Consider the following 26518-nt stretch of genomic DNA (forward strand, 5'->3'; position numbering starts at 1 on the left):
GTCAGCCCTCGGTCGTACGCAGCTTGCCGGCCCGCGCGAGCTCGGTGATGACGGCGTTCAGCTCGTCGATCTCCTCGTCGGTGTTGGCCGCGGTGAGCTGGGCCCGGAAGCCGACCTGGTCGCGCGGGACCAGCGGGTAGGCGGCCAGCGTGACGTAGATGCCGCGGTCCCAGAGCAGCTTGCCGACCGCGTCGATGTCCTCGCCGGCGGCCAGCGGCAGCTCGACGACCGGCGTGTTGCCGGTGTTCGGGGTGAAGACGCCGAGGGCCCGGACGTGGTCGAGCACCTTCATGCTCTTGCGGTACAGGTCGGCGCGGATCGCGTCACCCCGCTTCGCGTTGACCTCGAAACCGGCCAGGACGGTGGCCAGCGAGGCGGTCGGGGCCGGGCCCGAATAGAGGTACGGCGGGGCCGACACCTTCAGGTGGTTCTTCAGCCAGGTCGGCAGGGCCAGGAAGGCGAGCAGCGACGAGTACGACTTGGAGAAGCCGCCGACCAGCACGATGTTGTCGTAGGTCTCGCCGGAGTACTTGACGATCGCGTTGCCCCGGATGCCGTACGGCGATGTCTCGTTGGCCGCCCGCTCCCCGATGACCCCGAAGCCGTGCGCGTCGTCGACGTAGAGCAGTGCGCCGTACTCGCGGGCGACCGCGGCGAACGCCTTGAGGTCGGGCGCGTTGCCGGTCATCGAGTTGACGCCGTCCATCGCCACGATCTTGGCCTCGCCGACCGGCGCCGCCTTCAGGAGCTCGGCCAGGTGGGCCGGGTCGTTGGCCCGGAACCGCTGGACCGTGGCGCCCAGGCCGCGGGCGTACATCGAACCGTCGTAGATGGTCTTGTGGGCCTGCGAGTCGAGGAAGATGTGGCCCTTGCCGGCCAGGATCGGCAGCACCGACATGTGGATGTGGGTGATGGTCGGCAGCACCAGGGTGTCCGGCGCGTCCAGCAGCTCGGTCAGCTGCTCCTCGATCTGCGGGTAGAGCGCCGGGTTACCGAGCAGGCGGGACCAGCTCGGGTGGGTGCCCCAGCGCTTCACCTGCACGTCGATCGAGTCGATGATCTCCGGCTCGAGGTCGAAGCCGAGGTAGTTGCAGGACGCGAAGTCGGCGAGCCAGTGGTCGCCGACCCGGATCCGGCGACCCTTGATCTCCTCGATCGTCGCGTCGTACATCGGGTTGCCGCTGCGCAGCCGCTCGAGGTCGGCCCAGCGCTGCTCGCGCTTCACGAAATCCAGGCCGGATCCGGTGAGGGAGGCGAGGGTCATGTGGTTCCTTTCACCATGGGGTTTTCTTCAGAGGTGAGCCAGGCGCCCGCTTCCTGCGCGGTGACCGGCTTCGAGAACAGGTAGCCCTGTCCGTAGGGGCAGCCCATCCGGACCAGCGCGTCGCGGTGCTCGGCGAGCTCGATGCCCTCGGCGACCACGGCCAGATCCAGCGTGCGGGCCAGCGCGACAATCGTCTCGACCAGCGCCATCTGCTGCGGGTTGAGCAGGATGTCGTCGATGAACGACTTGTCGATCTTCAATACGTCGACCGGCATGTGGCTCAGGTAGCTCAGCGACGAGTAGCCGGTGCCGAAGTCGTCGATCGCGATGCGTACGCCGAGGGCCCGCAGCTCGCGCAGGTCACGCCAGACCTGGTCGGCGTCGTGCAGCACCAGGCTCTCGGTGATCTCGAGCAGCAGCCACTCGGGCCGGCTGCCGGTCTCGGCGAGCACCTCGCGTACCCGCTCGACGAAGCCGGGGTGGCGGAACTGCCGGGCCGACACGTTGACGCTGACGTAGCGCAGCAGGCTGTCCGGCGCCTCGGCCCGCCAGGCGGCGAACGTCTGCAGGGCCTCGCGGAGCACCCAGCCGCCGATCGTGACCACCGAGCCGTTCTCCTCCGACAGCTCGATGAACTCGTTCGGGCCGAGCAGGCCCCGCACCGGGTGCTGCCAGCGGACCAGCGCCTCCAGGCCGATCATCTCGCCGGTCGGCAGGTCGACGATGGGCTGGAACCGCAGGCGCATCTGGTCGCCGGGGACCGCCTCGTTGAGCGCCGACCGCATCTCCAGCCGGCGGATCATCGCGTGGTGGACCTCGTCCTGGTAGCGCTGCCAGGTGTTCTTGCCCTCGGTCTTGGCGCCGTACATCGCCACGTCGGCCCGGCGCAGCAGCTCCGAGATGCCCTCGGCCTCGCTGCTGGTGGCCACGCCGACACTGGCCGCGCCGTGCAGTTGGTGCTGGGAGCCGGTCGCGTCGGTGACGTCGATCGGCTCGGCCAGCGCGGCCACGATCCGGGCCGCGATCTCCTCCGCCTCGGCCGGGTCGTCGATCTGCTCGACCAGCACCGCGAACTCGTCCCCGCCGGTACGCGCGGCCGTGTTCACCGGGCCCACCACGTCGGTGATCCGCTTGCCGACCTCGACCAGCAACTGGTCGCCGGCCGCGTGCCCGAGGCTGTCGTTGATCTCCTTGAAGTCGTCCAGGTCGATGAAGAGCACGCCGACCAGCCGGTCGCCGTTCTCGGCGATCAGGGCCGCCTGCTGGAGCCGGTTCTGGAACAGGGCGCGGTTGGCCAGCCCGGTGAGCGAGTCGTGGTAGGCCTGGTGGGCCAGGTCGCTCTCCAGCCGGCGCCGCTCGGTGACGTCGCGGATGGTCACGACCAGGCCGCCGACCGCCGGGTCGTCGCGCAGGTCGCGGCAGCTCACCTCGACCTGCAGCAGCAGGTCCTCGCCGGAGAGCGCGGTCAGGTCGACGCCGTCGCGCGGGCCCTGGCCGTTGCGCACCTGGTCGATCAGGTGGCGCAGCTCGATGTGGTCGGTGCGGGCGATCAGGCCCTTCAGTGGGGTGCCGACCAGATCCGTACGCCCGAAGACCGGCAGGGCGGACGGGCTGGCGTACCGGATCAGCTCGTCGTCGCCGACGATCATGATGACGTCGGACGCGCTCTGGATGAGCGCCCGGAAGTAGTCCTCGCTGTTGCGGCGGGTGACCTCGTCGGTGAGCACGATCCGCTCGACCGCCATGGTTCCCTGGTTCATCAACGACTCGAAGGCCGGCTGGATGATCGCCAGCAGGTCCTCGTCGGCGGCCAGGAAAGCCTGCTTGCGCCGGTTCGGGCTGCCCTGGCGCCGGCCCGCGGTGACGATCTCGGCGGTGAGCACCTGCTCGAAGTCCTTCAGCACCGTCTTGATGTCGTCGTCCATCTCGCCGACCGCGTGTTGCTCGACGGCGCCGGGACCGGTGCGCAGGTCCTCGGCCTCGGCGTCGACGCCGCGCATGTGGAAGACGTACGACCGGCCGGCCGGGATCATGTCGTCGACCGCCTTGCGGAGCGCGGCCGCGGCCTCCACCTCGGTGCCGGCGGCGACCAGGTCGGCGCCGCTCAGCCGGAGCGTGCGCTCGCGGCCCGCGGTCTCCCGCTGCCCCTTGAGCAGGCCGGCGACGCGGCCCATGACCAGCAGGAACATGGCGGCCGAGGCGGTCGCGATCATCGGGGCGTCGTGGATGCCGCCGCCCAGGTCCTCGACCAGCAGCACGGCCGGCGCGATGAGGGCGGCCAGCGACATGGCGACGATGCGGCGGCCACCCGGCGCCTTCGGCCGCTCCTGCTGGTCGGTGAGCCGGCGCATGGACGGGTGCAGGGCCGACAGCGCGGTGGCGGCGTAGAACAGCACCCAGCCGGAGTCGGTCGGGCCGCCGACGTGCCACGTGCCGGCGAGCTGGCGCAGGCCGTAGAGCACGTCGGTCACGAGCAGGCTGGTGATCCCGCCGCCCAGGATGGTGAGGGCGAGCGGCTTGCGGCCGGCGTCGGTCAGCAGGCGGGCGAGCATGGCCAGGGCGAGCACGTCACCCAGCGGGTAGCCGACCGAGGTCAGCTTCTCGGCCATGGTCAGGTCACCGTTGTGCACGTACGGCGCGATCAGGAACACCCACGCGAGCAGGCCCAGTCCGGCCGTCGGCACCAGCGCGTCGAGCAGCGCGGCCCGCTTGTCGGTGCCCGAACCCACCCGGATGAAGATCAGCAGGGCGACGGCGAGCATCGGGTAGACCAGCAGATAGAACGCGTCGGCCAGCGACGGGAACGGATTCGCCCGGCCCAGGTAGTCGGTCAGGACGTTGTAGGTCGTGTCACCGGCGGTGAAGCTGACCAGGACGGCGGACAGCAGATACCAGGGCAGCTTCTTCGAGGGCCGGTTCAGGCGTACGCCCACCAGCACGCCCGCCGCGGCGGACAACCCGATCGCCGCCCAGGTGAACATGCTGATCGCCGGGAAGCAGTAGAAGACCGTCAACAGTGCGACCATCCAGCCCGCGAAACAGGCTTGCAGGCGCGCCGCGGCACTCATCGGTGCTCCGATCTTCCGGGGGAACATGTGCCACCCAGATCGGCATGCCGGACGCCGGCTCAACCAACCGCCGGCGCCCGCAACCCAACCGCAACTCCGTCAGCTCATGCGGGTGAGCGCCGTCCGCAGCCGGTCGAAGTCGCGGCGCCGCCGCTCCAGCGTCGCCGCCAGCGCGACCAGCAGCAGTCCCGCCGCGGCGAGCGGAATCCACCGCGGAACCAGATCCCAGACCTGCGCCAGCTCGTGCAGCGCGACCAGAGCCAGCGCGCCCCCGCCGACGACGACCGGCGCCTGGAGCCGGACGCGGGCACCGGCCAGCAGAATCGCCAGCCCGGCCAGCCCGAGCAGCAGGCGCCGCGGGTACTGGCCGTCGCTCCCGGCGATCGACGCCAGACTCGGGAGCAGCCCGGCGGCCAGCGCCGGGCCGTAGGCGGCCCAGCTCGTGAGCTCCCGCTGCCGGCGGCGGGCCAGGACACCGGCCAGCAGGGCGACGGCCGCGGCCGGAACCGAGTACGCCTCGACCAGCCCGACGTGATGCACGACCATCAGCCAGCACCACCCGGCCAGCTCGGCCGACCCGGCGGCGACCAGGTAGGCGTCCCGGCGATCACGGCGCAGCGCCCGCACGGCGAGCGCGGCACCCCAGACGAACCAGACCACCGCCGGCGCCGTGCGCTCACCGCCCAGCGTGAGCAGTAAGGACAGGGCCGCGGTGGCGTGCGCGGCGGCCTCGACCGCCCGGGACTCGAGATGCCGCGCCGTGCGGTGCAGAAGCCAGGACAGCGCAAGGGTCCCGGCCGCCACGCCGAGAACCGGGAACGCGTCGTCGCCCGGTGCCACGTTGTGTACGACGCCGATGCCGGCGGCGACCGCGCAGAGCCAGCCGATCACCCGGGCCGTCCGGGTGCGGCCGGCGACGCCGACAACCGCGGCGGCGATCAGGACGGCACCTTCGGCGGCGGTCAGGACGGGCCGGCTCGGGGTGGTGCCGGCCAGGCCGGCCCCGGCCAGGAGGAGGGAGATCACCGGGATTCCGTACGGGGTGGGGGCCCGGAGAGCGGCCGCCACGAGTCCGGCGAGACCGAGTAGGAGTTCCGCCGCTGGAAGACAGGGCCACGGGACGCCTGCCGCGGCGAGCGCGAGCGCGGCGGTGAGGGCCAGAAGGCCGGTGGCTCTCTTGATGACCCTCGGCGTGGCGGCGGTTGCGAGCAGGACGGCGATGGCGGCCGAGGCCGGGACGTCAGGGGTCTGCTTCACGAAAAGGAGGCGCCAGACGGGCTCAGCGGTGGCGGTCACCAACGCGGCGGCGGGGAGGAACGCCGCGAACCAGCCGGCGCGGTCGGCGGCGAGGAAGGACAGGGTCAGGAGCGCCACGCCGGCGTAGATGCCGACGGAGTCACCGGCCGGGACCGCCCAGGTGGGGGCCACAGTGATCGGCAGGAGGGCGGCGGCCAGGGCGAACGGGCGGAGGTCACCCAGGCGGCGGCCCCGGAGGCGGAGCGCCAGAGGCGGGAGCAGCGCGGCGGCCAGGGCGATCCGGGGCGGCCAGAGCGGCGACGAGGTCAGGGCAGCGGTGGTCGCCCAGGCAATGGCCGGGAGGGTCAGGAGGCTGACGAAGACGCCCGGACCGGCCAGCTCGATCCGGCGCGGGCCGCGGCGGGTCAGGAGGGTGACGGCGACGGCGAGGGCGGCGAGCGCGGTGAGGGTCGCGGCGGCCACGGCTGCGTTGCCGAAGGCCGCGGTCACCCCGTGCGCGGTCAGGAGCAGGGCCGCGACGAGCTCGCTGCTGTAGGTGAAGGGGGCTGCGGGCGTGGCCGAAGGGACGGCTGGGGCATTCGCTGCCGATGCGGGCGCCGGCGAAGCAGGCATCCCCACGGCAGACTCTGCCGATGCGGGCGGCGGCGAAGCGGGCGGCGCCCAGAAGGCGGCGAGCGACGGGGCGCGGTAGCGGGTGGCCGGGAACAGGGCCGCCGCTGTGGCCGCCAGGTCGAGGATCGGGGCGGTCCACCACGGCAGGTGCAGGGCGGCCGGGACGGCCAGGACGGTCAGCGTGCCGGCGGACAGAACGGTCAGGCGGCGCCACGCGGAGGGAACCGTGACGGCGACCGCGGCGGCCAGGCTCGCCAGGGCCGGCAGCAGGCTCGGGTCGGCGGCGGGGACGAGTGTGGTCAGGGTGGCGTTGAGCGGAGGACGCGCGGTATCCAGGGTGTCAACGGCATCCGAGACGCCGGCTCCGAGCGCGGCCACGGCGAAGGGGAACAGGGCGATGCCGGCCCCGATCTGAACGCCCCGGCCGACGACGCGGTCAAGCCAGACGGACCGGACCGTTGCGGCCAGGATGGCGACGCCGAGAAGGGCGAGCGAGTCGGCCAGGAAGACCTGCCCCGGGGCGACCAGCACCGCCATCCGGACGGCGATCACGGCGACCTCGACAACCATCAGCGCGGCGAAGATGGCGCGGGCCACGCGCAGAACCGAAGCGGCGTCAGGTGTCGCGGCGGAGCGGTCGGCCGGCCCCTTCAACTGGGGGGCGAGGAAAGCGAGCGCGGTCAGCGGGAGGGCCGCCGTCAGGAGGAGCGCGGCGCCGGCGACTGTGGCGCGGCCCAGGGTTTCGGCTGAGAGCAGCGCCGTCAGGGCCAAGGCGCCGGTCGGCAGCAAGGCCGCACCCGCGAGCAACCCGCCCATGATGCGGAGGGGGCCGCGGGCCAGGACCAGCACGGTCAGGTCGAGTGCCAGCACGCCCGCGTAGGTGTAGGCGTGGCCGGCCGCCGCGAAGCCCGCCGGGACCAGCAGCAGCGGCAGGACCGGCTGGGCGAGGAGCAGCGCCGCGAAGCGGGGGCCGGTCAGGCGCGGGAAGGCGAGCGCGGTCAGGGCGGTCGCGGCGACTACCAGGGCGGCGTAGGACCAGGGTGACAGGCGGGTGACGTCGAGCAGGTTGACGTACCAGGCGGCGTAACCGTCCAGCAGAATCAACAGCAGGCCGATGGCGGCGAAGGTCTCGGCGGTCGCGGCCAGGCCGCGGCGCACGGCCGGCGGGGGTACGGCGAGGGCCGCGCCCGTGAACGCGGCCAGCACAGCGGCCCGGCCGCCGACGCCGAACTGGGCCCAGGCGACGGCGGTGAAGACGATCGCGGCCACGGCCAGGAGCAGGCCGCCGAGCAGGAACAGCGAGTTCTGGATCCACTTGGTCGAGGCGTCGGCGCGAGCTGGGGACGCGCCGCCGTCCACCCGGGACGCATCGCGGCGAGGCCGAGGCGTGCTGCGGCCATGCGGGCCGGGCTCAGCGCCGCGAGGCTGAGGGGCGTTGGGGTCGTGTGAACGGGACGCATCGGCGCGGGGCGGGGTGGCGCCGAGAGGGAGGCCGGTGACGGCCGGCGATTGGGCTTGGGCGACTTCGGCGCGTACCTCGGCCGCAGCCGCCGCCCGGCGCACCCAGGTCTGCTTCAGCTCTCCGTCGAGCCGCTGCGCCGTCAGGCGGGCGGCCGTGAGCCGCGTCGTGAGTTCGGCGATGACGCCGTCGAGGCGGACGACCTCGAGCGCGAGCCGGTCGGGACCTCGACCGCAGGCAGGGCAACCGGCCTCGCTGGACGCGGCCGCTCCGCAGAAGGGACAAGGGTAGGTCACATGGCGATCCTGGTCGGCCGGACGGTCCGAGGGTTGAGCACGCATACCTAAAACCCACCGCGATGGTCGAGACCCGGGCGGCCCGCGAGACCTGCGAAAATCCTTACGAGGCAGACGGCGCCGCTGTCAGCAGGGGCAGCTTCCCGGCCGCGGGCGAGTTCGGCGGAGCGGTGAAGACGACCAGCACCTGGCCGACGCCGGTGTGGTCGAGGATCTGCACGTCGAGGTCGATCGGGCCGGTCAGCGGGTGCAGCACGGTCTTGGTGCCCGAGCGGCAGATGGCCACCCGGTGTTCCAGCCAGTACCGCTCGAACTCGGCGCTCCGCCGGCGCAGCAGCCCGATCAGTCGGCCGGCTCGCGGGTCTCCGACGGTCGCCGCCCGGGCGCGCAGGTTGGCCACCCGGGCGCGGCCCTCTTCCTCGTGCTCCTCGGCCGGGTGCATGGCCCGCGTGGACGGGTCGGTGAACCAGCGGTAGGTCGTGTTGCGTTCGTCACCGGTCAGCCCGGTGGTGTCGCCCATCAGCGCCGAGGCGGCCCGATTCTGCAGCAGGCTGTCGCCGATCATGCTCATCACCGCGGCCGGGGAGTCGCCCAGGTTCTCCACGATCTGCCGCAGCCCGGGGTCGACGACATCGGTCAGCACCGGGCCGGTTCGGAGCGGGCGCTCGGCGAGCCGGTAGAGGTAGTCGCGCTCGTCCGGGGTCAGCTCCAGCGCCCGCACCAGCGACGCCACGACCTGCGCGGACGGCGGCCCGATGCGCGCCTGCTCGAGCCGGCGGTAGTAGTCGGCCGAGACCGCGGCCCGGGCGGCCACCTCCTCGCGCCGCAGGCCGGCCGTGCGGCGGCGGGCGCGCGGCTCGTCCGGCTGGAGCGCGGCCCGACGGGAGCGCAGAAACGAGGCCAGCTCACGCGAACTCACCGGGCCATTCTGACTGTTCATCGTCAGCGGGGCACAGACGCTCCCCTGGTAAGGGCGGCCACGGTCGGTGATGGTCGCCGCATGACAACGATGATCAGGCCCGGCGATGCCGGCTACGACGAGGCCCGTACGACCTGGGCTCTCGTCGCTGACCTGCGGCCGGCCGCTATCGCGTTCCCCACCAGCGTGGCCGAGGCCGCCGAGGTGGTCCGGCTGGCAACTACCGAGGGTATGCGGGTCGCGCCGCTCAGCACCGGCCACAACGCGTATCCGCTGGGCGATCTGAGCGGCAGCGTGCTCGTTCGCATGTCGAGCATGCCGGCTATTTCCGTCGCGCCGGAGGATCGCCGGGCCCGGGTCGAAGCCGGAGCGCTCTGGGGGCCGATCGCCGAGCGGGCGAGTGCCCACGGCCTCGCCGCCCCGCACGGCTCGTCGCCGGACGCCGGGGTGGTCGGCTACACGCTCGGCGGCGGCATCAACTGGTACGGCCGGTCGAGGGGGCTGGCCGTCAACAGCGTCACCGCGGTCGAGCTGATCACCGCCGACGGCTCGCTGGTGCGGGCCGACGCCGAGCACGAGGCCGACCTGTTCTGGGCGCTGCGCGGAGGCGGTGCCGCGAACTTCGGCCTGGTCACCTCGCTGGAGTTCGCGCTGTTCGAGCTGAAGTCGGTCTACGCCGGAATGATGCTGTGGGACCAGCGGGACGCGCACCGGGTACTCACCCGCTTCCAGGAGGTGGTGTCGGACGCGCCGGAGGAGATGACCCTGTCGTACCGGCACATGAACTTCCCGCTGATCCCCGAGGTGCCGGAGCCGTTCCGCGGGCGCAACCTCGTGATCATCGACGGGGCGGTCCTCGGATCGTCTCCGGAAGAGAACGTCAGGCCGTTCCACGAGCTGAAACCCGAGGTCGACACGTTCGCCGAGGTCCCGCCCTCGGCCGTGGTCCGCATCCACATGGACCCCGAACACCCGACGCCCGGCTGGGGCCGGTCCGCGCTGCTGGACGACTTCCCGGCCGCGGCGGTGGACCGGCTGATCGAGGTGGCCGGCCCCGGCTCCGGCAACGACCTGGCGCTGGCGGTCGAGGTCCGGCACCTGGGCGGCGCGATGGCCCGGCCGGTCGCCGGCGGCGGTGCGCTGAGCGCGATCGACGGCCAGTTCCAGCTCGTCTCCGGCGGCATGATGATCGGCGGTTTCGCCGAGCAGACTCTGCGGCACACCCAGCGGGTCATCGACGGCCTGGGCGAATGGTCGCGCGGCCGTGAGTATCTGAACTTCCAGGAGGAGAGGGTCGACCCGGGCCGGGCGTTCGGCTCCGGGGTCCTGGACAGGCTGCGGGCGGTCCGTGATCAGGTCGACCCGGGCCGCCTGTTCCAGGCCAACCACGAGCTCTGAGCTACCCGCGGAGACCCCGGTCGGCGAAGTCGATCAGCCACTCGAAGCTCTCGTCGACGTCGGCCGACCACTGGAAGCCGCCGGCCGACTGGAGCGTGGCGAAGCCGTGCAGCAGGCTGCGTACCGTCCGCAGCGCGTGGTCGGTGTTCTCGGGTTTGATCGGATAGGACCGGAGCACGGCCCGGAACGCGTCCAGGGCCCGGCTGCCGGCGGCGGCGAGGCTGTCGTCGGCCACCAGAGGGATCGTGGCCGCATAACGACCGGGGTGGGCCAGCACGTAGTCACGAAAGGCACGCGCCGCCGCGGCCAGCGCGTCGCGGCCCGCACAGCCCTGGATCGCGGTGCCGATCGCGCCGGCCGCCTCGTCCAGGGCGAGGGCCGCGATGCGCCGGTTCAGGTCGTCCTGGCCGGCGATGTGCTTGTAGAGCGACGGGGTGCGCACCCCCAGTCGTTCGGCCAGCAACCCCATCGTCAGGTTGGCGAACCCGACCTCGTCGGCCAGCGCCGCCCCGGCCGCCGCGACCGTGGCCGCGTCCAGTCCCGCCCTAGGCACGGGCCACCTCCAGGATCAGCTCGACCACCCGCTCGGGGTACTGCGCGTGCGGGTAGTGCCCCGCGCCCTCGATCATCGCAAGGCGCCCGCGGCCGGCGGGCAGCGCGGCGACGATCGCCCGGCCCTCGGCCTCCGGGTCGGCCCAGTCGGGGTCGAGGGTGCCCTCGACGATCAGCACCGGGCACCGCACGTTCGGCAGCTGGGCCCCGGCGTCGGCCGGCGGGGTCCGGCCCATCTTCTGCATGGCCTTCATGCGGCCGGGCTCGCGCATCATCGCGTCGATCGCGGCCAGGCGGGCATCCCAGTCGGCCGGCCGCCGCCCCGGGTAGGCCACGTCGAGGTAGTCGCGCCAGATCCGGACACTGCCGAAGATGCCGGTGCCGAGCAGTCGAAGCGCGCCCTTGCGGTAGCGGCCGTTCGTGAAGTCGCCGAGCCGGATCTGCTGCTTCCGCGTGAACGGCGCCAGCTCGACGACGGCGGTGATCAGCGATGGCTCCAGCGCGGCGGCGATGGTCGCGGCCCCACCCGAGATCGAGTGCCCGACCAGAACGGCCGGATCCCCGAGGTGGCTGATCAGGGCGATCAGGTCACCCGCGATTTCCGTACGCGAGTAGCTGTCCCACACCGCACTCGACTCCCCGCACCCTCGCAGGTCGACCGCGGCGACCCGGTAGCCGGCCTCGACCAGCGCCGGCATCACGAACCGGTAGGCCTCCCGGCTGTCGCCCATCCCGTGCGCGAGCACGATCAGCGGCCCCGCGCCGGCCACCTCGTACGCCAGCGTCCCGCCCTTGACATCCAGCTTCATGACAACCTCCGGTGTGGCTAACGTCGTTAGCCAAAAGCTAATCCCGTTAGCTGGAACTGTCAACATGGCAAGATGCGACCGTGATCACGGTTGCCGATTGCGAGCGCGTACAGACCGAGTGGTTCCGCTACCGGGCCACCAACCTCGGCGGCGCCGTCTGGGAGGACGGCCCGCTGACCTGGACCGACGGCCCGGACGGCCGGAATCTGATGTTCCCGTCCACCCTGACCGACGCGACGCTCCTGCGCGGCCTGCTGCGCGCCGGCACCCGGCCGGTCGGCGCCTGGCTGAGCCTCGACGTCGACCCCGCTCCCCTGCTCCGGGCCGGTTTCGAGCGCGGCTGGTCCCCGTGGTGGATGGCCGCCGACCTCACCGGCATGACCGCCGCCGACCCGCGCGTCGAGCTGCAGACGTCCTCCACCGACTACGAGGGCGAGCACGCTTCCTACGCCGGCCAACTGGCGGTCACCCGGCTGCGGCCCACCCGGGCCTGGTACGCCGCCGCGTACGACGAGGGCCGCTTCGCCGGCCGCGCCTGGTCCTTCGCCTCCTCCTCCGGCCTGGCCGGGGTCTTCGACATGGCCGTCTGGCCGCCCTTCCGCCGCCGAGGCCTCGGCACCGCCCTGTTGAGAGCGGTCTGCGTCGCCTCGGGCGCCCAGCGGGCGATCCTCAACGCCACCGGTGAGGGCAAGCTCCTCTACGAGACGTGCGGCTTCCGCCCGATCGGCGAGGGCATCACCTACTGGCGTCACTGATCCGTGGTCAGGCCTCGGCGAGCCGGGCGGCCAGCGCGCGCAGCTCGTCCCGCAGCGCCTCCGGCTGCTCGACCCGCAGCGGCAGTCCGAGGCCGGCGAGCATCCGGGCGGCGCCGTCGAGGTGCTCGGCCCGGGTCTCCAGCCGTACGCCGCCCGGCACCTCGGTCAGCGTGCCGACGCCGGCCGGCAGGCGCCCGCGGAGCGAGGCCAGGTCGGTCCGCAGCACCACGCTGACCTGGTGGGCGTAGGGCACCGCGGCCAGGCCGGCGAGCACCTGCGCGGTCGGGTCGAAGCCGGCCGGCACCTCGAACGCGCCCTCGCGCGGCCGGACCGAGTCGACCCGGTCGAGGCGGAACGTGCGCACCGCACCGCGCGCGTGGTCGAACCCGGTCGCATACCAGCGGCCCGAGTGGAACACCAGGCCGTACGGATCGAAGCGGCGTCCTTCGCCGGCCCCGCGCCAGCTCGTGTAGTGCATCTGGACCGGCCGGCCGTGCCGGGCCGCCTCAGCGAGGACGAGCAGCACCCCGGCCTCGGGCGGCGCGGCGTTCCGCATCGGCGCGGTGACGTCGAGCTTGGCCAGCAGCGCGTCGATCCGCCGGCCGAGCGCGGCCGGCAGCACCCGGCGGATCTTCGCGGTGGCGCTGTCCGCGGCCGCCTGCTCGGCCGTGACCAGCCCGCTGCGGCGCCCGGCGACCAGGCCGAGCAGCACCGCCACCGCCTCGTCGTCGGTGAGCATGAGCGGCGGCAGTTTGTATCCCGGGGCCAGCCGGTATCCGCCGTACCGCCCTCGCCGCGCCTCGACCGGAATGCCGAGGTCGGACAGGTGCGTGGCGTACCGCCGGACGGTCCGCTCGTCGACACCGAGCCGCTCCGCCAGCGCGCCGACGGTCATCGAGCCGCCCCCTTGCAGGATCTCCAGCAGGGCGAGCACGCGGGCGGTCGGCCGGGTCATGAACATCCCTGGTTTATCCGGGCGGATACTGTCCGGTATCGATCGTAGCCTCGACCGCATGACGACCTTTGTCCTCGTTCCCGGTTTCTTCCTCGGCGGCTGGTCCTGGCGGCCGGTGACCGACACGCTCCGAGCGCACGGCCACGACGTCTACCCGCTGACCCTCACCGGCCTGGCCGAGCGCTCCCACCTCGCCGCGCCGCCGGTCGACCTCGGCGTGCACACCGACGACGTCGTCAACCTGCTGCGCTGGGAGGACCTCCACGACGTCGTGCTGGTCGGCCACAGCTACGGCGGGCTGGTCACCACCAACGCCGCCGACCGGGTGCCCGACCGGGTCGCCCGCCTGGTCTACGTCGACACCGGCCCGCTGCCCGACGGCGCCGCCCAGGCCGACTTCGCCGGCCCCGAGCAGGCGGCCCGTGACCGCGCCGTCGTCGACGAACAGGGCGACGGCTGGCTGCTGCCACCCCCGCCGTGGGCCGCCCTGGCCGCCGGCGTCGAGGGCGTCGACGAGGCGACGCTGCACCGGCTGGCCGAGTTCGGCACGCCCCAGCCGTACGCCACCGCCACCGCGCCGATGCGGCTGACCGGCGCCTGGGAGAAACTGCCGCGCTACTCGATCACCTGCAGCTTCACCGTGGCCCAGATCGAGGCACTGGCGGCGAGCGCACCGCTCTTCCGCCACATGGCCGGCGACGACTGGCACTACGCCGAACTGCCCACCTGGCACTGGCCGATGTTCAGCCGCCCGGCCGACCTCGCCGCCCTCCTGCTGGCCGGCTCCTGACCCCGGCCGGATCGCGCATCGCGGCCACGAGCACCGCGGCCGCGCCGAGCAGGACGCCCGACCACCGCAGGTGGGCCGCCGTCCATTGCGGGCCGGTGCCGACCAGCATCGGCGCCCGGGAGATCGACGTCGCCAGCAGCAGCACCGCCAGGAGCGCGGGAGTGGTGATGATGCCGGGGTGCTCGACGCCGTGCCGGCGGCCGCAGGCGGCCACCGCCCAGACCAGGGTGAGCGCGGCGGCGAGCTCGACCGTGAGGCCGAGACCGAGGGCCCACCGATCGCCGGCCGGTGCGGAGGGAAGCAGGCGAATCAGCATCACCGTCCACGGTGGTGCCACCGCCACCACCGCACAGCCGATGCGCAGCCCGAGCCGCCGGGCCAGGCCGTACGGGCTGGCCTGCAGCGTGACCGCCGCGCCGTCGTCGAGCACGTAACCGCTGCCCAGCGCCAGCAGCAGGCCCAGCGTGCGCAGGTCTCCGGCGACGTCGTGGGTGCCACCGCGACGGGCGACCAGGAGCACCACGACCGCGGCGACGCCGGGCCCGAACGGGGCCAGTCGCAGGCTGCGCACCAGGTGGCCGCTGCGGACGAGCTCCCACGCCACCGAGGCTGTCATGGCAGCTGGAGCCAGCCCAGAACGAGGGTAGTGGCCAGGACCGGCAGGCCGACGACGGCCAGGCGGGTCCACTGGGCGCGGTCGCGGTAGACCGCGGCAACGACGGCGCAGGCGCAGAGCCCGGCCAGATAGGCGGCGTGCAGCCACGGTTCGCCCGGAACCGGCGCCCGGTTCTCGAAGGTGGTTCCGGTCGTCCACCACATCCACCAGATGCCGGAGTCGAACCGGCCGAACACCACGAGCGCGCCCATGGTCGCGGCGGCGAACGTGATCAGCACGCCGCCGGTGAAGGGCAGCCACCGGGCGGCGAGCACGCCGAGCAGTCCGGCCCCGGCGAGGACGAACGGCAGCTGGGCGAGCTCGCCCGCGGTCATCTGGTCGTCAGGCGAAATGGTGTTGAGGCTGTCGATGAGAGCCATGGCGGCCACGCCGATCACGCCCGCTGCGGCCAGGGGAAGCGCGATGCCCAGGCACATCGCCCAGGTCCGGCGCGTGTCCGTGGTCGGCGTGACGCTCAGCATCTCCTCGGCCCGGCTGCGGCGGGCGCCGCCGGCGACCAGGTTGGCCGCGAAGAGGACGAACAGGGGACCGAAGAACGCGATGGCGATGAAGATCGTCGAGTACCAGTAGCTGGCGTTCCGGCCGTCGCTCGCCCCGTCGGCGGCGGAGGTCGCGGCGACGACGACGGGAATCAGCCACGTCACGGGTTGCCGGACAAGGCGGCGGCTCTCCCGGCCGACCAGGGGCGCCCGGTGGGAAACGGCGGTCATCAGCGGGTGACCTCCAGCTCGGATCCGCCCATGAGCAGGAGGTACGCGTCCTCCAACGTGGGTGCGATCAGCTCCGCGCCGGCCGGTGGATCGCCCACGTTGCGGTAGGCGCCCTCACCGGTGCGCCACGCCGCAAGCGCGGCCGGCGACCGTTGCCCGTCCGCCCACACCCGTCCTTCGGCCCGTGCGGTCAGCTCGGCCGGGGTGCCGGTGAACCGGGGCCGGCCCTGGTGGATCACGGCGATCCGGGTGCACAGGGCGGTGATGTCCTCGGTCTGGTGGCTGGACATGACCACCGTGCGTCCCTCACCGGCGTGCGAGATCATCTCCCGGAAACGCAGCCGCTGCTCGGGGTCGAGGCCGACCGTCGGCTCGTCGAGGACGAGCAGGCCGGGATCGCCCAGCAGGGCCTGGGCCAGCCCGACCCGCCGGCGCATCCCGCCGGAGAGGGCCCGGATCCGCTTGGCGCTGACCGGTTCCAGTCCGGCCAGCGCGATGACCCGGCGGACCTCGTCGTGGCGGGGACGCCGGTCGGTCATCTCCTTGAGGATCGCCACGTAGTCGATGAACTCGAAGACCGTGAAGCCCCGGTGGAAACCGGCGTCCTGCGGCAGGTAGCCCAGGCGCTCGCGGATCCGGGTGCGGTCGTCGGGGCGCGACGGGTCCCGGCCCAGCAGCGTCACCGTGCCCCGGTCCGGCGCCAGGACGGTGGCGATGATCCGGAGCAGGGTCGTCTTTCCCGCCCCGTTCGGACCGAGCAGCCCGGTCACCCCGGGGCCGGCCTCGAAGTCGACGCCGTCGAGCGCCGTCGTGCGGCCGAAGGATCTGGTCGCGTCGTGCACGCGTACGGTGGTCATGCGCTTCTTCCCAGCTTGATCGTGACGGTGTGGCGGGTGACGGCGAGCCAGGTGCCGCCGGCGAGGGCGATGGCGAGCCAGAAGACTTGGGCGCCGGCGCCGAAGGCGAGGTCGAGGCGACCGGCGACGGCGGTCGGGGCGGTCAGCAGCACCCACGCCGTGCCCACCACCCCGACCGCGACGATGGGGGTCAGGCGGCCGGTCAGGCCCAGCGCGGCGCCGGTGAGCCCGGCGGTGGGCAGGAGCCAGGCGACGGCCGGCCAGTTCGAGCCCGGCAGCGCGAGCCCGGCCAGGGCCACGATCGGCACGGTGACCGCCAGGACCGCGGCCGTGCGGATCAGCAACAGCCGCAACCCCGAGATCGGCGCGGCCAGCCCGATCTCCCGGGTCGGATCGAGGCCGCCGGCGAAGGCGACCGCGACACCGGCCAGCGGCCCGAGCGGGGCGACCACGAGAAACATCCGCAGGAAGCGCTCGTCGACCTGAGCCGCCCCGGCCGCGAGCGCGAGGACGCCCGCGACCGCCAGCAGCCACGGCCCCCGCAGGGTCGGCGTCGCGGCCACGAGGCGCGCCGTCGCCTCGCCCACGCCGAGCCGGACCAGCATCCGTTCCGGCCGACTCCGCCGGGGCGCGTCGATCCGGTCGGCCACCTCGTGCCAGATTGCCTCCACCCGGCGGTCATCCACATAGGACGCCAGCACGTCCCGACAGACGGCGCACTTCATCAGGTGCGCTTCGGCGGAAGCCGCCAGATCGGGCGGGACGGCCTCCCGCCCGTATCGGCGGATTGCCTCCGGATCCAGGTGCCATGCGGTCATCGCAACCTCCCCGTCATGCCAGCCGCTCCCGCAACAGGGCACGGGCGCGCATCATCCGTGTCTTGACCGTGCCGGGCGGGATGCCCAGCAGCTGAGCGGCCTCCCGGGTCGTCAGTCCGTCGAGGACGGTCGCCTGGACCACGGCCCGCAGCTCCGGGGACAGGCTCACCAGGGCCGCCCCGACGTCGCCGTACTGGACGGCGAGCAGCACGTGCTCCTCGGCCGAGGTCTCGACGCCGCCGAACTCGGTCAGCTCATCGGCCGGCGGCCGGCTGCGCCGCAGCGCGTCGACCAGACGGCGGATGCCGATTCCCCAGATCCACGCGGCCACCTCACCCCGGCCGTCCCACCGGCCGGCCGACCGCCAGACCACCACGAACGTGTCCTGCACGACCTCATCGACGAGCTCCGGCGACGAGCAGCGCCGCCCGAGCCGCACCAGCAGCCACGGCAGGTGGCGCCGATAGAGCTCAGCGAACGCCTCCCGGTCGCCGTCCGTGATCGCCGCGAGGAGCCGGGAGTCGTCCCGCGGATCCGACGGTCGCGTCAGCATGCGCGACCTCCCGGCAGGCCACCGACGCAGCTTCCATCCACACCCTGTTCGTCGTGTCGAACGGGGCTAACGGTTCACGAACTGCGATCAGGAACTGCGATCAGGAACTGCGATCAGGAACTGCGATCAGGTTGCCGACAGGACGTCGACGACGAAGCGGAGCGCGCCGGCCGGCTGCCCGCCGCTCGGAGCGTCGCCGTACGCCAGGCCGGCCGGGATGTCGAGCTGCACCCGGCTGCCCACCTTGACCCCGATCAGCCCCTGGTCCCAGCCCTTGATGACGTTGCCCGCCCCGACCTGGAAGCTGAACGCCTCGGAGCGGCTCCAGGACGAGTCGAACTCCTTGCCGTCGGCGTAGGTGACGCCGACGTAGTTCACGTTGATCGTCTGACCCGACCGGACCGCCGGGCCGGTGCCCGGGATGAGGGTCGTCGTCTTGAGCCTGGTGACGGTGCCCTGGCCCGCGGTCGCCGCCGGCTTCCTGCTCAGGGCCGGGTCGGCCCCGGCCGGCACCGGCGGAAACGCGGCACTCGGGCTGGGGGCGGCCGCCGCACTCGCGGTCGCGGCGGCCGGGATCGAATTCGACGACGACTGGCCGATCCACACGCTCAGCCCGACGACCAGAGCCAGCACGACCAGCGCGGAGCCACCGACGGTCAGCGTCTGGCGGCGCTTCTCCCTCGCCCGGGCGCGTGCCTTGGCCGCCTTGGCCTCGGCCCGCTTCTCCGCCTTCGTCTTGAGCGGCGGTCCGCCGGCGTACCCGCGCGGCGAAGCGGCGGCGGCACGCGGGGCAGCCGCTGGTCGGCGGCTCGTTACGGGATCGGGCACCGTCCGACAATACGACACCCGCCCGGACGTCAGTCGGCGGAGCCCAGCAGCGAACGGGTGATGTTCTGCGCCTCGTCGAGCATCTCGTCGGCGGCGTGGACGAGATCGTCGTCGGCGGCATCCCGCTCGGCCTCGGCGGCGATCAGCACGGCCCGGCGCACCAGCTCCTTGATGAACGAGGCGGTCATGCCCTCGGTCCGGGTCGCGACCTCGTCCAGCACGGCCGGCGAGAAGCGGATCGTACGGGCGTAGCGAGCCAGCAGCAGCCGGCGGGCGCCCTGATCGGGCAGCGGAACCTCCACCGCCAGATCCACCCGGCCGGGCCGCTGGGCCAGGGCCGGTTCCAGCACGTCGACCCGGTTGGTGGTGAGCAGGAAGGCCACGTCGGCGTCGTCGCTGAGCCCGTCGAGCGCCTCCAGCACCTCGAAGAGCAGCGGCTGGGCGCCCGGACTGAAGTCGCGGTTCTCGGCCACCAGGTCGCAGTCCTCCAGCACGACCAGGGCCGGCTGCAGAGCGCGGGCCATCCGGGTGGCGTCGGAGACGAACTGGATCGACGGGCCGGACAGCAGCACCACGGTCAGATCGGGCAGCGCCCCGAGCAGGTAGCGCACGGTGTGCGTCTTGCCGGTGCCGGGCGGACCGTAGAGCAGCAGGCCGCGCTTGAGGTGCTGGCCGGCCGCGCGCAGCCGGTCCCGGTGCCGGGCCACCCCGGCGACGTGCCGGTGCAGCCGGTCGAGCAGGCCGGCGGGCAGCACGATGTCCTCCGGCGCCAGAGCCGGGCGCCGGTGGAAGGTGATGCCGCCGATGCCGGGCTCGAAGTCGGAGCCGCCCAGGGTCAGCACCTGGCCGCGCAGCACCGAGCGGCGCACCATCAGCTCGCGCACCTCGGCGATCAGGGCCGCCGCGACCCCGGCGACCGGGCTGAGGATCTCCATCCGGGAGGTCGCGACGCCGTAGCGGGGAGCGGCGGCGCGCTGCAGCACGGCGACCGGACCTCCCGCGTACGAGAACAGGCGCAGGCCGAACGAGACCGCCTCGCGGGTGGTCTCCGGGCCCGTCGCGACGCTCGAGTAGTCCACCGCGCCGACCGGGAACTGCTCGAACCGCCCGGCCATCTGCAGCACCTCGCCGAGCGAATGGTGGTTGCGCTGGGTGCCGCCGCCGATGCCGAGCAGTTGGGCCCGCTCGTCCCGGTCCTGCACCTCGGCAAGCGCGACGTCCAGGTCGACGAACCGGTAGGCGGGCACCTCCTCGGTGACGACCGCGATCCCCCGCGGGTCGGTGCCCAGATGCTCCCGCAGCACCGGGGTCAGGGCCTGCTCGCCCACCGTCCGGGCGTGCTCGCGGTGGCTCGCCACCACCTCGTCGAGGAACGTCTGAAAGGCCGCGATGAAATCCTGGGTGGGCTCGTCCATGCCGGCAAGCTAGCGAAGTTTCTCCAACTGCGCCCGGGGTGCGGGACGACCGGAACCCAGACGCGTGACCGCCACCCCGGCCAGGCACAGGGCGCCGCCGGCCAGGGCGAGCCACGTCGGGGCCTCGCCGAGGGCCAGCCACGACAGCAGCACGGCGATCCCGGGCACCAGGTAGGACGACGAGGAGAGGCGGCCGGCGGTGGTGCGCTTCAACGCGTACGCCCAGGTGCCGAATGCGATCGCAGTCGGAAAGACCCCCAGATAGAGGACGCCGAGGCTCGCGGAGGCGGGAGCCGACGCGGCCTCGCGGACCAGGCCCGGCGCGAAGGGCAGGCAGACGACGGCGCCGCACAGGCAGCCGAGCCAGGTCGCCGAGAAGGCGCCGACCGAGCCGAGAGCCTGTTTCTGCAGGAGGACGCCGACCGCGTAGAGGGCGGCGGCGCCGAGGGCGAACAGCACGCCGACGAAGTCGTGGCGGCCGGTCGAGGTGGCGACGGCGATGACGGCGACGCCCACGAAGGCGACGGCGAGGCCGGCCAGCAGGCTCCGCGGGAAGCCCTCCCCCAGGTAGAGGCCGGCCAGGACGGCGATCAGGATCGGGCCGACGTTGACGATGAGCGCGGCGGTGCCGGCGTCGACGTGCTGCTCGGACGCGTTGACCAGCACCGTGTAGAGGCCGAACCAGAGCGCGCCGTACGCGGTCACCAGCAGCAGCGGGCGACCGCGGGGCAGTTTCGGCCGGATCACCAGGGCGACCGCGGAGAGGGCCACCGTGCCGGCGAGCATGCGGCCGAGGGCCAGGGCGCCGGGGCTGTAGTGGGTGCCGACCGCGCGGATCACGATGAACGCCGACGCCCAGAGCAGCATCGTGACACCGGCCGCGGCAAGGGCGCCGTAACGACTCATGACGATCACGCTCCTCCGAAGGAAGATGAAGGACAAGCAAGGATTTCTGCACTTCTGTTAAGTTGCGCTTTATGATTGACGTTCATCGCCTCCGCGTCTTCCGCGCCGTCGTGGCCAGCGGCTCGGTGAACGCCGCGGCGAGCAACCTCGGCTACACCGCGTCCGCGATCAGCCAGCACGTCGCCGCGCTCCAGCGCGAGACCGGTCTCACCCTGCTCGCCCGCAGCGGCCGCGGCGTCGAACCGACCGCGGTCGGGCTCGCGCTCGCCGCCGAGATCGACGACGTGCTGGCCCGGCTCGGCGACGTCGAGGCGTTCGTCGGCGACCTGCGCGACGGGCGCACCGGGTCACTCTCGATCGCCTACTTCGCGTCGGTCGGCTCGGCCTGGATGCCGACCGTCGCCCGCACGCTGCTGCGCGAATTCCCGGCCCTGCGCCTCGACCTGGCCCTGCGCGACGACCTGAGCACCGGGCCGGGCAAGCGCCCCGACGTACAGATCGTGGTCGCGCCGCGCGACTACACCGGCACCCGCGAGGCCCGGGCCCACCACCTGGTCGACGATCCCTACCTCGCGGTCGTGCCCACCGGCCACCCGCTGGCCGGGGCGGACGGCGTCGCGCTGTCACGACTCGAAAAGGAACGCTGGATCGACAACGACGTCGCCCAGGGCTGGTGCCGGCGCAACCTGCTGGAGGCGTGCCGGGCAGCGGGTTTCCGGCCGTCGTTCCGGGTCGAGGCGCACGACTATCCGAGCGCGATCGCCTTCGTCGAGGCCGGAATCGGCATCACGGTGCTCCCCCGGCTGGGCGCGATCCGCCTCCCGCCGGCGGTGACCACGGTGCCGGTGACCGGCCCGACCCCGCTGCGCTCGATCTTCGCCCTGGTCCAGACGTCGGCCGGCTCGGCGCCGGCCGCCCGGCGCGCTCTGGAGGTGCTCCAGGACTGCGCGACCGCCTAGATTCGGTCACCCTCCGCCGGAGCGCGCCAGCCGGGGGTACGCCCGAAGCACCCCACCAGGCGATCCTGGTCGTTTCCGGAATCCACCGGCGCCGCCACCCCGAAGAACGAAGACACGTCCAACCCGGCATAGATCGTCGGCGACTCCGCCCGGATCCACGCCACGAGACCCGGCTCCCCGCCCAGCGCATCCCGATCGCGCAGCGGGAGGAATTCGGATCCGCTGCCGCCGGAGGCGAGCAGCGCGTAGTTGAGGTTGCCCCGGGTCATGTGGTTGACCAGTTGGCGCACATCCCACTCGGTGCACGGGGTGGGCCGCCCGCAGTTGCGCGGGCCGCATCCGGGCGAGCACCCGAGCGAATCCGTCGGCGGCCCGCCGATAGCGGTCAGGTGGATCGGTCATGCCTCCAGCCTCGCGCGGCCGCCCCCGCCGTGGCTGGCGGAAATCGGACTTCGGCATGCACCGAAGGGTCGCCTCGCAACGCGCCGACGCCGGCTCACTTCGCCCGCATGGGCCCACGCAACGCGGCCGCCCGCGCAGTGCGGTCAGGCCGCCCACTCGGACCAGCGCGTGACGGCGATGTGCAAGAACGGACCGTCGAGCGAGACGTCCTGATATTGCGGATATTTCGCCCGCAGCGCCGACGCCGCGGGCGCCGACCGGTCGAAGACCGAACAGATCCCGTCCGCCCGCACCCACCACAACCGCGACCAGTCCGCCGAATACGAGTCGACCAGCAGGCTGACCCGCGGATTCGCCTCGATGTTGGCCAGCCGCTTCAAGGACCGCAGCCGCTTCGGCTTGCCGTCCACCGCCGAATAGATGGTGTCCCCGTCAACCGCGAACACGACCGGCACTATGTGCGGCTCGCCGGCTGCCGACACGGTCGCCAGGCGGGCCACCGGCGCGGCGGCGAAACGGTCGCTCATCGCCCGGTCAATTCGCCGATCGCCGCTTCCCACTTCTCCAGCGCCGGCTCGACCTTGCTCCACGGCCCCGACGGCAGCCAGCACGACGCCCGCTCGACCCCGGCCGCGGCCAGCCGCTCCAGCGCCGACGCCTCCGGCGGAACGCTCAGCACCTGCACCGGAACGTACCGGTCGGCCTTGGCCCGCAGTTCCCCGATCCGGGCCGTGAGGTCGTGGTCGTGCCACTGCGGGAACCAGCCGTCCGCGTACGCCAGGACCCGGTCGAGGACCGTCGGCCCGCCTCCCCCGACATAGATCGGCGGGTGTGGCCGCTGGGCCGGTTTCGGCCACGACCAGATGCGGTCGAAGTTGACGAACTCGCCGTGGAAGGTCGCCTCGTCGGTGGTCCAGATCTCCTTCATGGCCCGCACCCGCTCGTCGAGCAGCGCCAGCCGGGTGCGCGGGTCGGTGCCGTGGTTGCGCATCTCCTCCCGGTTCCACCCCGAGCCGATGCCGAACTCGAACCGGCCCCCGCTGAGGTGGTCGACGCTGGCGACCTCCTTGGCGAGCACGATCGGGTCGCGCTCGATCACCAGGCAGACCCCGCTGCCGATGCGCAGCGACCGGGTCGCCTCGGCCGCCGCGGTCAGCGCGACGAACAGGTCGTAGGTGTGGAAATACTTCTGGGGCAGCACCGGGCCGCCACCCCAGGCCGATTCGCGGCTCGCCGGGATGTGGGTGTGTTCCGCGAAGTAGAGCCCGGTCTGCCCGCGTTCCTCGACCCGCCGGGCGATGTCGCCGGGCCGCATGCCGTCGTGCGTGGGGAAATAGCCGACGCCGAAGTCCATACGCCCGATCCTAGGGCGCCACCGGCAGCGCCGACGAGGTGCGGCCCAGGCGGGCGGTCAGCACGTCGCCCGGCAGCGGCCGCGCGAAGTGGTAGCCCTGGGCCAGGTCGCAGCCGACCGCTTGCAGCGCCACGTGGGTCTCGGCGTCCTCGACGCCCTCGGCGACCACGGTCAGGCCGAGGTTGCGGCCCAGTTCGACGGTCGAGCGCACGAGCGCCCGGTTGGCGTGGTCGATCGCCATGTCGTGCACGAACGATCGGTCGATCTTGAGTTCGTCGAGCGGCAGCAGCTTCAGGTACGTCATCGACGAGTAGCCGGTGCCGTAGTCGTCGATCGACGTCTTCACGCCGAGCGCCCGGATGCGGCGCAGCGCCTCGATCGTGGTCGCCGGGTCGCTCATCACCGTGTGCTCGGTGATCTCGATGCACAGCATCGCGCCGGGCACCTCGGTGTCGGACAGCAGCTGGGCGACCCGGTCCGGGAACGAGGTGTCGAGCAGCGAGCGGGTGGAGACGTTGACCGCGACCGGCACCCGGTGCCCGGCGTCGAGCCAGGCCCGGGCCTGCTCGAGGGCGATCCCGAGGACCCGGTCGGTGAACCGGTGGATCAGGCTCGTGGTCTCGAGCATGGGGATGAACTCGCCGGGCGGGATCGGGCCGCGCTCCGGGTGCTGCCAGCGGGCCAGCGCCTCGACCCCGACCACCGCCTCGGTGCTGACGTCGATCTTGGGCTGGTAGTGCAGCGCGATCTGGTCGTCCACCTCGAGGGCGCGGCGCAGGTCGCCGAGCAGGGTGAGCCGGGCGGCGGTGTCCGGGCAGTCGGCGGCGGCGTACAGGTGGAAGCCGAGCCGCTGCTCCTTGGCCGTGTGCAACGCGATGTCGGCCTGCCGGAGCAGGGTCGTCACGTCGGTGTCCGGCGTGGCGGCCGCCGCGCCGATGCTGACCTCGAGGTCGATGATCACTTCGCCGATCAGGAACGGCTCGTTGAACGCCTCGATCAGCCGCGCCGCGAGGATCGCGCCGGCCTGCGGGTCGCCGGCCGGCAGCAGCACGCCGAACTCGTCGCCGCCGAGCCGGGCGACCGCGTCGCGCTCCCGCACCGAGGCGGCGAGCCGCCGGCCGACCTCGACCAGCAGCAGGTCGCCGACGTGGTGGCCGAGCCGGTCGTTGACGTCGTGGAAGCCGTCGAGGTTGGCGGCCAGGACGGTGGGGCGGCCGTGGGCCAGGGCGATCTCGACGGCCGCACCGAACGCGCTGCGGTTGGGCAGGCCGGTGAGGGCGTCGGTGGTGGCCATGCGCTCGACCAGGCGCCGGTGGGCGCGGTTCGACCAGCCGAACAGCGCCAGCAGGCACAGGCCGAGCGCGAAGATCACGAGGCTGCCGCCGGCGAGCCAGCGGGAGTCGGAGCGGGCCGAGGCCTGGTTCCGGGCGTACGCCGCGACGTGCTCGTTCTGCTCGTCGAGCAGGTCGTTCGTGATCACCGAGGTGAGCGGCTCGATCGCCGTCTCGAGCGTGACGTGGGCCGCGGCCAGGTCGAACCGGTCGAGCTGGCCCGAGTAGGTGGCGATGGCGACCCGGAGGCGGGCGTGCCGGTCGGCGATGATCTGGATCCGCGACCGGTGGTCGGTGTCGGCGGCGAGCAGCCGGTCGACCGCCGCGGTGACCTGGTCCTCGGCCGCCGGCAGCCGCTGCTCCTCGTCACCGTCCGGCTCGATCAGCGCCGCCTGGATCAGCGACAGCTCGCGGACCGCCTGATAGTTGGCGTCCTGCGCGAGGTCGGTGTTCGAGGCGTCGAGCGAGATGCGCTGGATCAGCTGGCTCTGCCGCCAGCTGCCGAGCACGGCATAACCCGACAGCAACGCGAGCAGGCCGGCCAGAGTCCACGTCATCCAGCGTGGCGTACGCCGGCGGGTGGTGGTGGAACGCACTGGTGGCCTCCTCGGTCGCTCAGGAGACCATCATCGGCACCGCCGGGCCCGGCTTGAGCCGCAACCGGACGGCAGGACCGGCGCTACCGCTCCAGGGCGATCCCCCGGGTCAGCAGCACGCTCGTGATGAACGTGCGGAACAGCCGCAGCCGGTCGTCGTCGGTCGCCCGGGTCACCCGCGGCGAGACGCGCTCGATCCCCCGGATCCAGGTCGCCATCTCGGCCATGTCGGCCGTACGCCAGGTGACCTCGAGCGCCGACGGCGACGGAACCTCCGGTGCCGTCACCCCGGCGAGTCCCTCGATCGACCGGGTCGCGGCGGCCCGGATCAGCTCCCGCGCCACCTCGGGGTGCAGGCTCTCGGCCGCGAACCGCGTGATCGACTTCTTGACCACGGCCGTCTCGACGCCCGGAATGACCGCGGCCGTCTCCTCGCACGCCGTCTGGTCGCCGGTCACCAGCACCACCGGCACGCCGTAGTGGGCCGCCACGAGCGCGTTGACCCCCGACTCGCCGACCACCCGGCCGTTGAGCCGCACCTCGGCGACCGCCCGCGGGTTGTAGGTGTGCGACAGCACGGCCGGGTCGCCGCCCATCGACCCGTGGTAGGACACGAAGAAGATCGCGTCGAACGACGAGTCGAGCCCTTCCATCATGTAGAGCGGCTTGTGACTGCCCGAGATGTAGGTCGCCCGCCCGTGCAGCAACGCCGGCGCCAGGTTGCGCATCACCGAGTGCGAGTCGTTGACGACGATCTCGGTCGCCCCGGCCGCCAGCGCCCCGTCGATCGCCGCGTTGACCTCGGCCAGCAGCAACTCCCGCCCCGCCGCCGCCTCGGGCCCGTCGCCGACGCACTGCGCCCAGTCGACGATGCCCGCGGTGCCTTCCATGTCCGTGGACAGATAGACCTTCATATGATCAATCTTCTCCTCGCCCGGCGGGACGGTCCAGGCAATCCGGCAACCGCACCTCGCTCCCG

General features: G+C 72.9%; 24 protein-coding genes. 4 read left to right on the forward strand and 20 right to left on the reverse strand.

The genetic code is table 11. From position 1 onward, the window contains the following. Nucleotide 1: 1 nt before the first annotated feature. The 4 genes from AB0M88_RS03150 to AB0M88_RS03165 form a co-directional block, all read right to left on the reverse strand. Nucleotides 2-1264 carry a pyridoxal phosphate-dependent aminotransferase family protein gene (locus AB0M88_RS03150; protein WP_364094564.1) on the reverse strand — a complete coding sequence of 421 codons (1263 nt, stop codon included), beginning with the start codon at nt 1262-1264 and terminating at the stop codon, nt 2-4. Continuing rightward, nucleotides 1261-4332, reverse strand: coding sequence for an EAL domain-containing protein (locus AB0M88_RS03155; protein ID WP_364094567.1), 3072 nt, complete (start codon nt 4330-4332; stop codon nt 1261-1263). The genes AB0M88_RS03150 and AB0M88_RS03155 overlap by 4 nt, the downstream gene beginning before the upstream one ends. Before the next feature lie 99 nt (nt 4333-4431). Next, nucleotides 4432-7956 (reverse strand): hypothetical protein, encoded by a 3525-nt coding sequence (locus AB0M88_RS03160; protein WP_364094570.1) that lies wholly within the window; start codon nt 7954-7956, stop codon nt 4432-4434. Nucleotides 7957-8059: 103 nt separating this feature from the next. Next, the gene (locus AB0M88_RS03165) at nt 8060-8875 is read right to left on the reverse strand and encodes a helix-turn-helix transcriptional regulator (protein WP_364094572.1); all 816 of its coding nucleotides are present in this window, start codon (nt 8873-8875) and stop codon (nt 8060-8062) included. An 81-nt stretch (nt 8876-8956) separates the two neighbouring features. On the opposite strand from AB0M88_RS03165, the gene AB0M88_RS03170 reads away from it, so the two are divergent. Next, the gene (locus AB0M88_RS03170; RefSeq protein ID WP_364094575.1) at nt 8957-10273 is read left to right on the forward strand and encodes an FAD-binding oxidoreductase; all 1317 of its coding nucleotides are present in this window, start codon (nt 8957-8959) and stop codon (nt 10271-10273) included. A gap of 1 nt (nt 10274) precedes the next feature. On the opposite strand, the gene AB0M88_RS03175 is transcribed toward AB0M88_RS03170, so the two are convergent. Further along, nucleotides 10275-10826 carry a TetR-like C-terminal domain-containing protein gene (locus AB0M88_RS03175; protein WP_364094577.1) on the reverse strand — a complete coding sequence of 184 codons (552 nt, stop codon included), beginning with the start codon at nt 10824-10826 and terminating at the stop codon, nt 10275-10277. After that, nucleotides 10819-11634, reverse strand: coding sequence for an alpha/beta hydrolase (locus AB0M88_RS03180; protein WP_364094580.1), 816 nt, complete (start codon nt 11632-11634; stop codon nt 10819-10821). The genes AB0M88_RS03175 and AB0M88_RS03180 overlap by 8 nt, the downstream gene beginning before the upstream one ends. An 80-nt stretch (nt 11635-11714) precedes the next feature. Between AB0M88_RS03180 and AB0M88_RS03185 the strand changes: the two genes are divergently transcribed. Next, complete coding sequence (locus tag AB0M88_RS03185) at nt 11715-12389, forward strand: GNAT family N-acetyltransferase (RefSeq protein ID WP_364094583.1); 675 nt, start codon at nt 11715-11717, stop codon at nt 12387-12389. Nucleotides 12390-12396: 7 nt separating this feature from the next. On the opposite strand, the gene AB0M88_RS03190 is transcribed toward AB0M88_RS03185, so the two are convergent. Continuing rightward, nucleotides 12397-13344, reverse strand: coding sequence for a YafY family protein (locus AB0M88_RS03190; RefSeq protein ID WP_364094586.1), 948 nt, complete (start codon nt 13342-13344; stop codon nt 12397-12399). 58 nt (nt 13345-13402) lie between these two features. Between AB0M88_RS03190 and AB0M88_RS03195 the strand changes: the two genes are divergently transcribed. Next, complete coding sequence (locus tag AB0M88_RS03195; protein WP_364094589.1) at nt 13403-14134, forward strand: alpha/beta fold hydrolase; 732 nt, start codon at nt 13403-13405, stop codon at nt 14132-14134. On the opposite strand, the gene AB0M88_RS03200 is transcribed toward AB0M88_RS03195, so the two are convergent. From AB0M88_RS03200 to AB0M88_RS03235, 8 genes are all read right to left on the reverse strand, one after another. Further along, nucleotides 14088-14738, reverse strand: coding sequence for a hypothetical protein (locus AB0M88_RS03200; protein WP_364094591.1), 651 nt, complete (start codon nt 14736-14738; stop codon nt 14088-14090). The two genes, AB0M88_RS03195 and AB0M88_RS03200, sit on opposite strands and share 47 nt — an antisense overlap. An 8-nt stretch (nt 14739-14746) precedes the next feature. Continuing rightward, entirely contained in the window at nt 14747-15520 is a 774-nt protein-coding gene (locus AB0M88_RS03205; RefSeq protein ID WP_364094594.1) for a hypothetical protein, read from the reverse strand. After that, nucleotides 15520-16377, reverse strand: a complete 858-nt coding sequence (locus tag AB0M88_RS03210) for an ATP-binding cassette domain-containing protein (protein ID WP_364094597.1) — start codon at nt 16375-16377, stop codon at nt 15520-15522. The genes AB0M88_RS03205 and AB0M88_RS03210 overlap by 1 nt, the downstream gene beginning before the upstream one ends. Beyond that, nucleotides 16374-17195, reverse strand: a complete 822-nt coding sequence (locus tag AB0M88_RS03215; RefSeq protein WP_364094600.1) for a hypothetical protein — start codon at nt 17193-17195, stop codon at nt 16374-16376. The genes AB0M88_RS03210 and AB0M88_RS03215 overlap by 4 nt, the downstream gene beginning before the upstream one ends. A 13-nt stretch (nt 17196-17208) precedes the next feature. Next, nucleotides 17209-17748, reverse strand: coding sequence for an RNA polymerase sigma factor (locus tag AB0M88_RS03220; RefSeq protein WP_364094603.1), 540 nt, complete (start codon nt 17746-17748; stop codon nt 17209-17211). A 126-nt stretch (nt 17749-17874) separates the two neighbouring features. After that, on the reverse strand, nt 17875-18576 hold the full coding sequence (locus AB0M88_RS03225) for an FKBP-type peptidyl-prolyl cis-trans isomerase (protein ID WP_364094606.1): 702 nt from the start codon (nt 18574-18576) through the stop codon (nt 17875-17877). A gap of 29 nt (nt 18577-18605) precedes the next feature. Beyond that, the gene (locus tag AB0M88_RS03230) at nt 18606-19991 is read right to left on the reverse strand and encodes an ATP-binding protein (RefSeq protein WP_364094609.1); all 1386 of its coding nucleotides are present in this window, start codon (nt 19989-19991) and stop codon (nt 18606-18608) included. Between the two features lie 9 nt (nt 19992-20000). Further along, nucleotides 20001-20897 (reverse strand): DMT family transporter, encoded by an 897-nt coding sequence (locus tag AB0M88_RS03235; RefSeq protein WP_364094612.1) that lies wholly within the window; start codon nt 20895-20897, stop codon nt 20001-20003. Between the two features lie 71 nt (nt 20898-20968). Here AB0M88_RS03235 and AB0M88_RS03240 point away from each other — a divergent pair, with 71 nt between their 5' ends. Then, a complete protein-coding gene (locus AB0M88_RS03240; protein WP_364094614.1) occupies nt 20969-21856 on the forward strand; it encodes a LysR family transcriptional regulator in 888 nt (295 codons plus the stop codon). On the opposite strand, the gene AB0M88_RS03245 is transcribed toward AB0M88_RS03240, so the two are convergent. From AB0M88_RS03245 to AB0M88_RS03265, 5 genes are all read right to left on the reverse strand, one after another. Continuing rightward, the gene (locus AB0M88_RS03245) at nt 21853-22251 is read right to left on the reverse strand and encodes a maleylpyruvate isomerase N-terminal domain-containing protein (protein ID WP_364094905.1); all 399 of its coding nucleotides are present in this window, start codon (nt 22249-22251) and stop codon (nt 21853-21855) included. The two genes, AB0M88_RS03240 and AB0M88_RS03245, sit on opposite strands and share 4 nt — an antisense overlap. A 150-nt stretch (nt 22252-22401) precedes the next feature. Then, nucleotides 22402-22785 (reverse strand): TIGR03668 family PPOX class F420-dependent oxidoreductase, encoded by a 384-nt coding sequence (locus AB0M88_RS03250; protein WP_364094617.1) that lies wholly within the window; start codon nt 22783-22785, stop codon nt 22402-22404. Further along, nucleotides 22782-23612, reverse strand: a complete 831-nt coding sequence (locus tag AB0M88_RS03255; protein ID WP_364094623.1) for an LLM class F420-dependent oxidoreductase — start codon at nt 23610-23612, stop codon at nt 22782-22784. Before AB0M88_RS03255 ends, AB0M88_RS03250 begins: the two co-directional genes overlap by 4 nt. A gap of 10 nt (nt 23613-23622) precedes the next feature. After that, on the reverse strand, nt 23623-25539 hold the full coding sequence (locus AB0M88_RS03260; RefSeq protein WP_364094625.1) for a bifunctional diguanylate cyclase/phosphodiesterase: 1917 nt from the start codon (nt 25537-25539) through the stop codon (nt 23623-23625). An 83-nt stretch (nt 25540-25622) separates the two neighbouring features. Next, entirely contained in the window at nt 25623-26453 is an 831-nt protein-coding gene (locus tag AB0M88_RS03265; protein WP_364094628.1) for a M55 family metallopeptidase, read from the reverse strand. Between the last annotated feature and the right edge of the window lie 65 nt (nt 26454-26518).

Source organism: Actinoplanes sp. NPDC051411, from assembly GCF_040682075.1.
Lineage (GTDB): Bacteria > Actinomycetota > Actinomycetes > Mycobacteriales > Micromonosporaceae > Actinoplanes.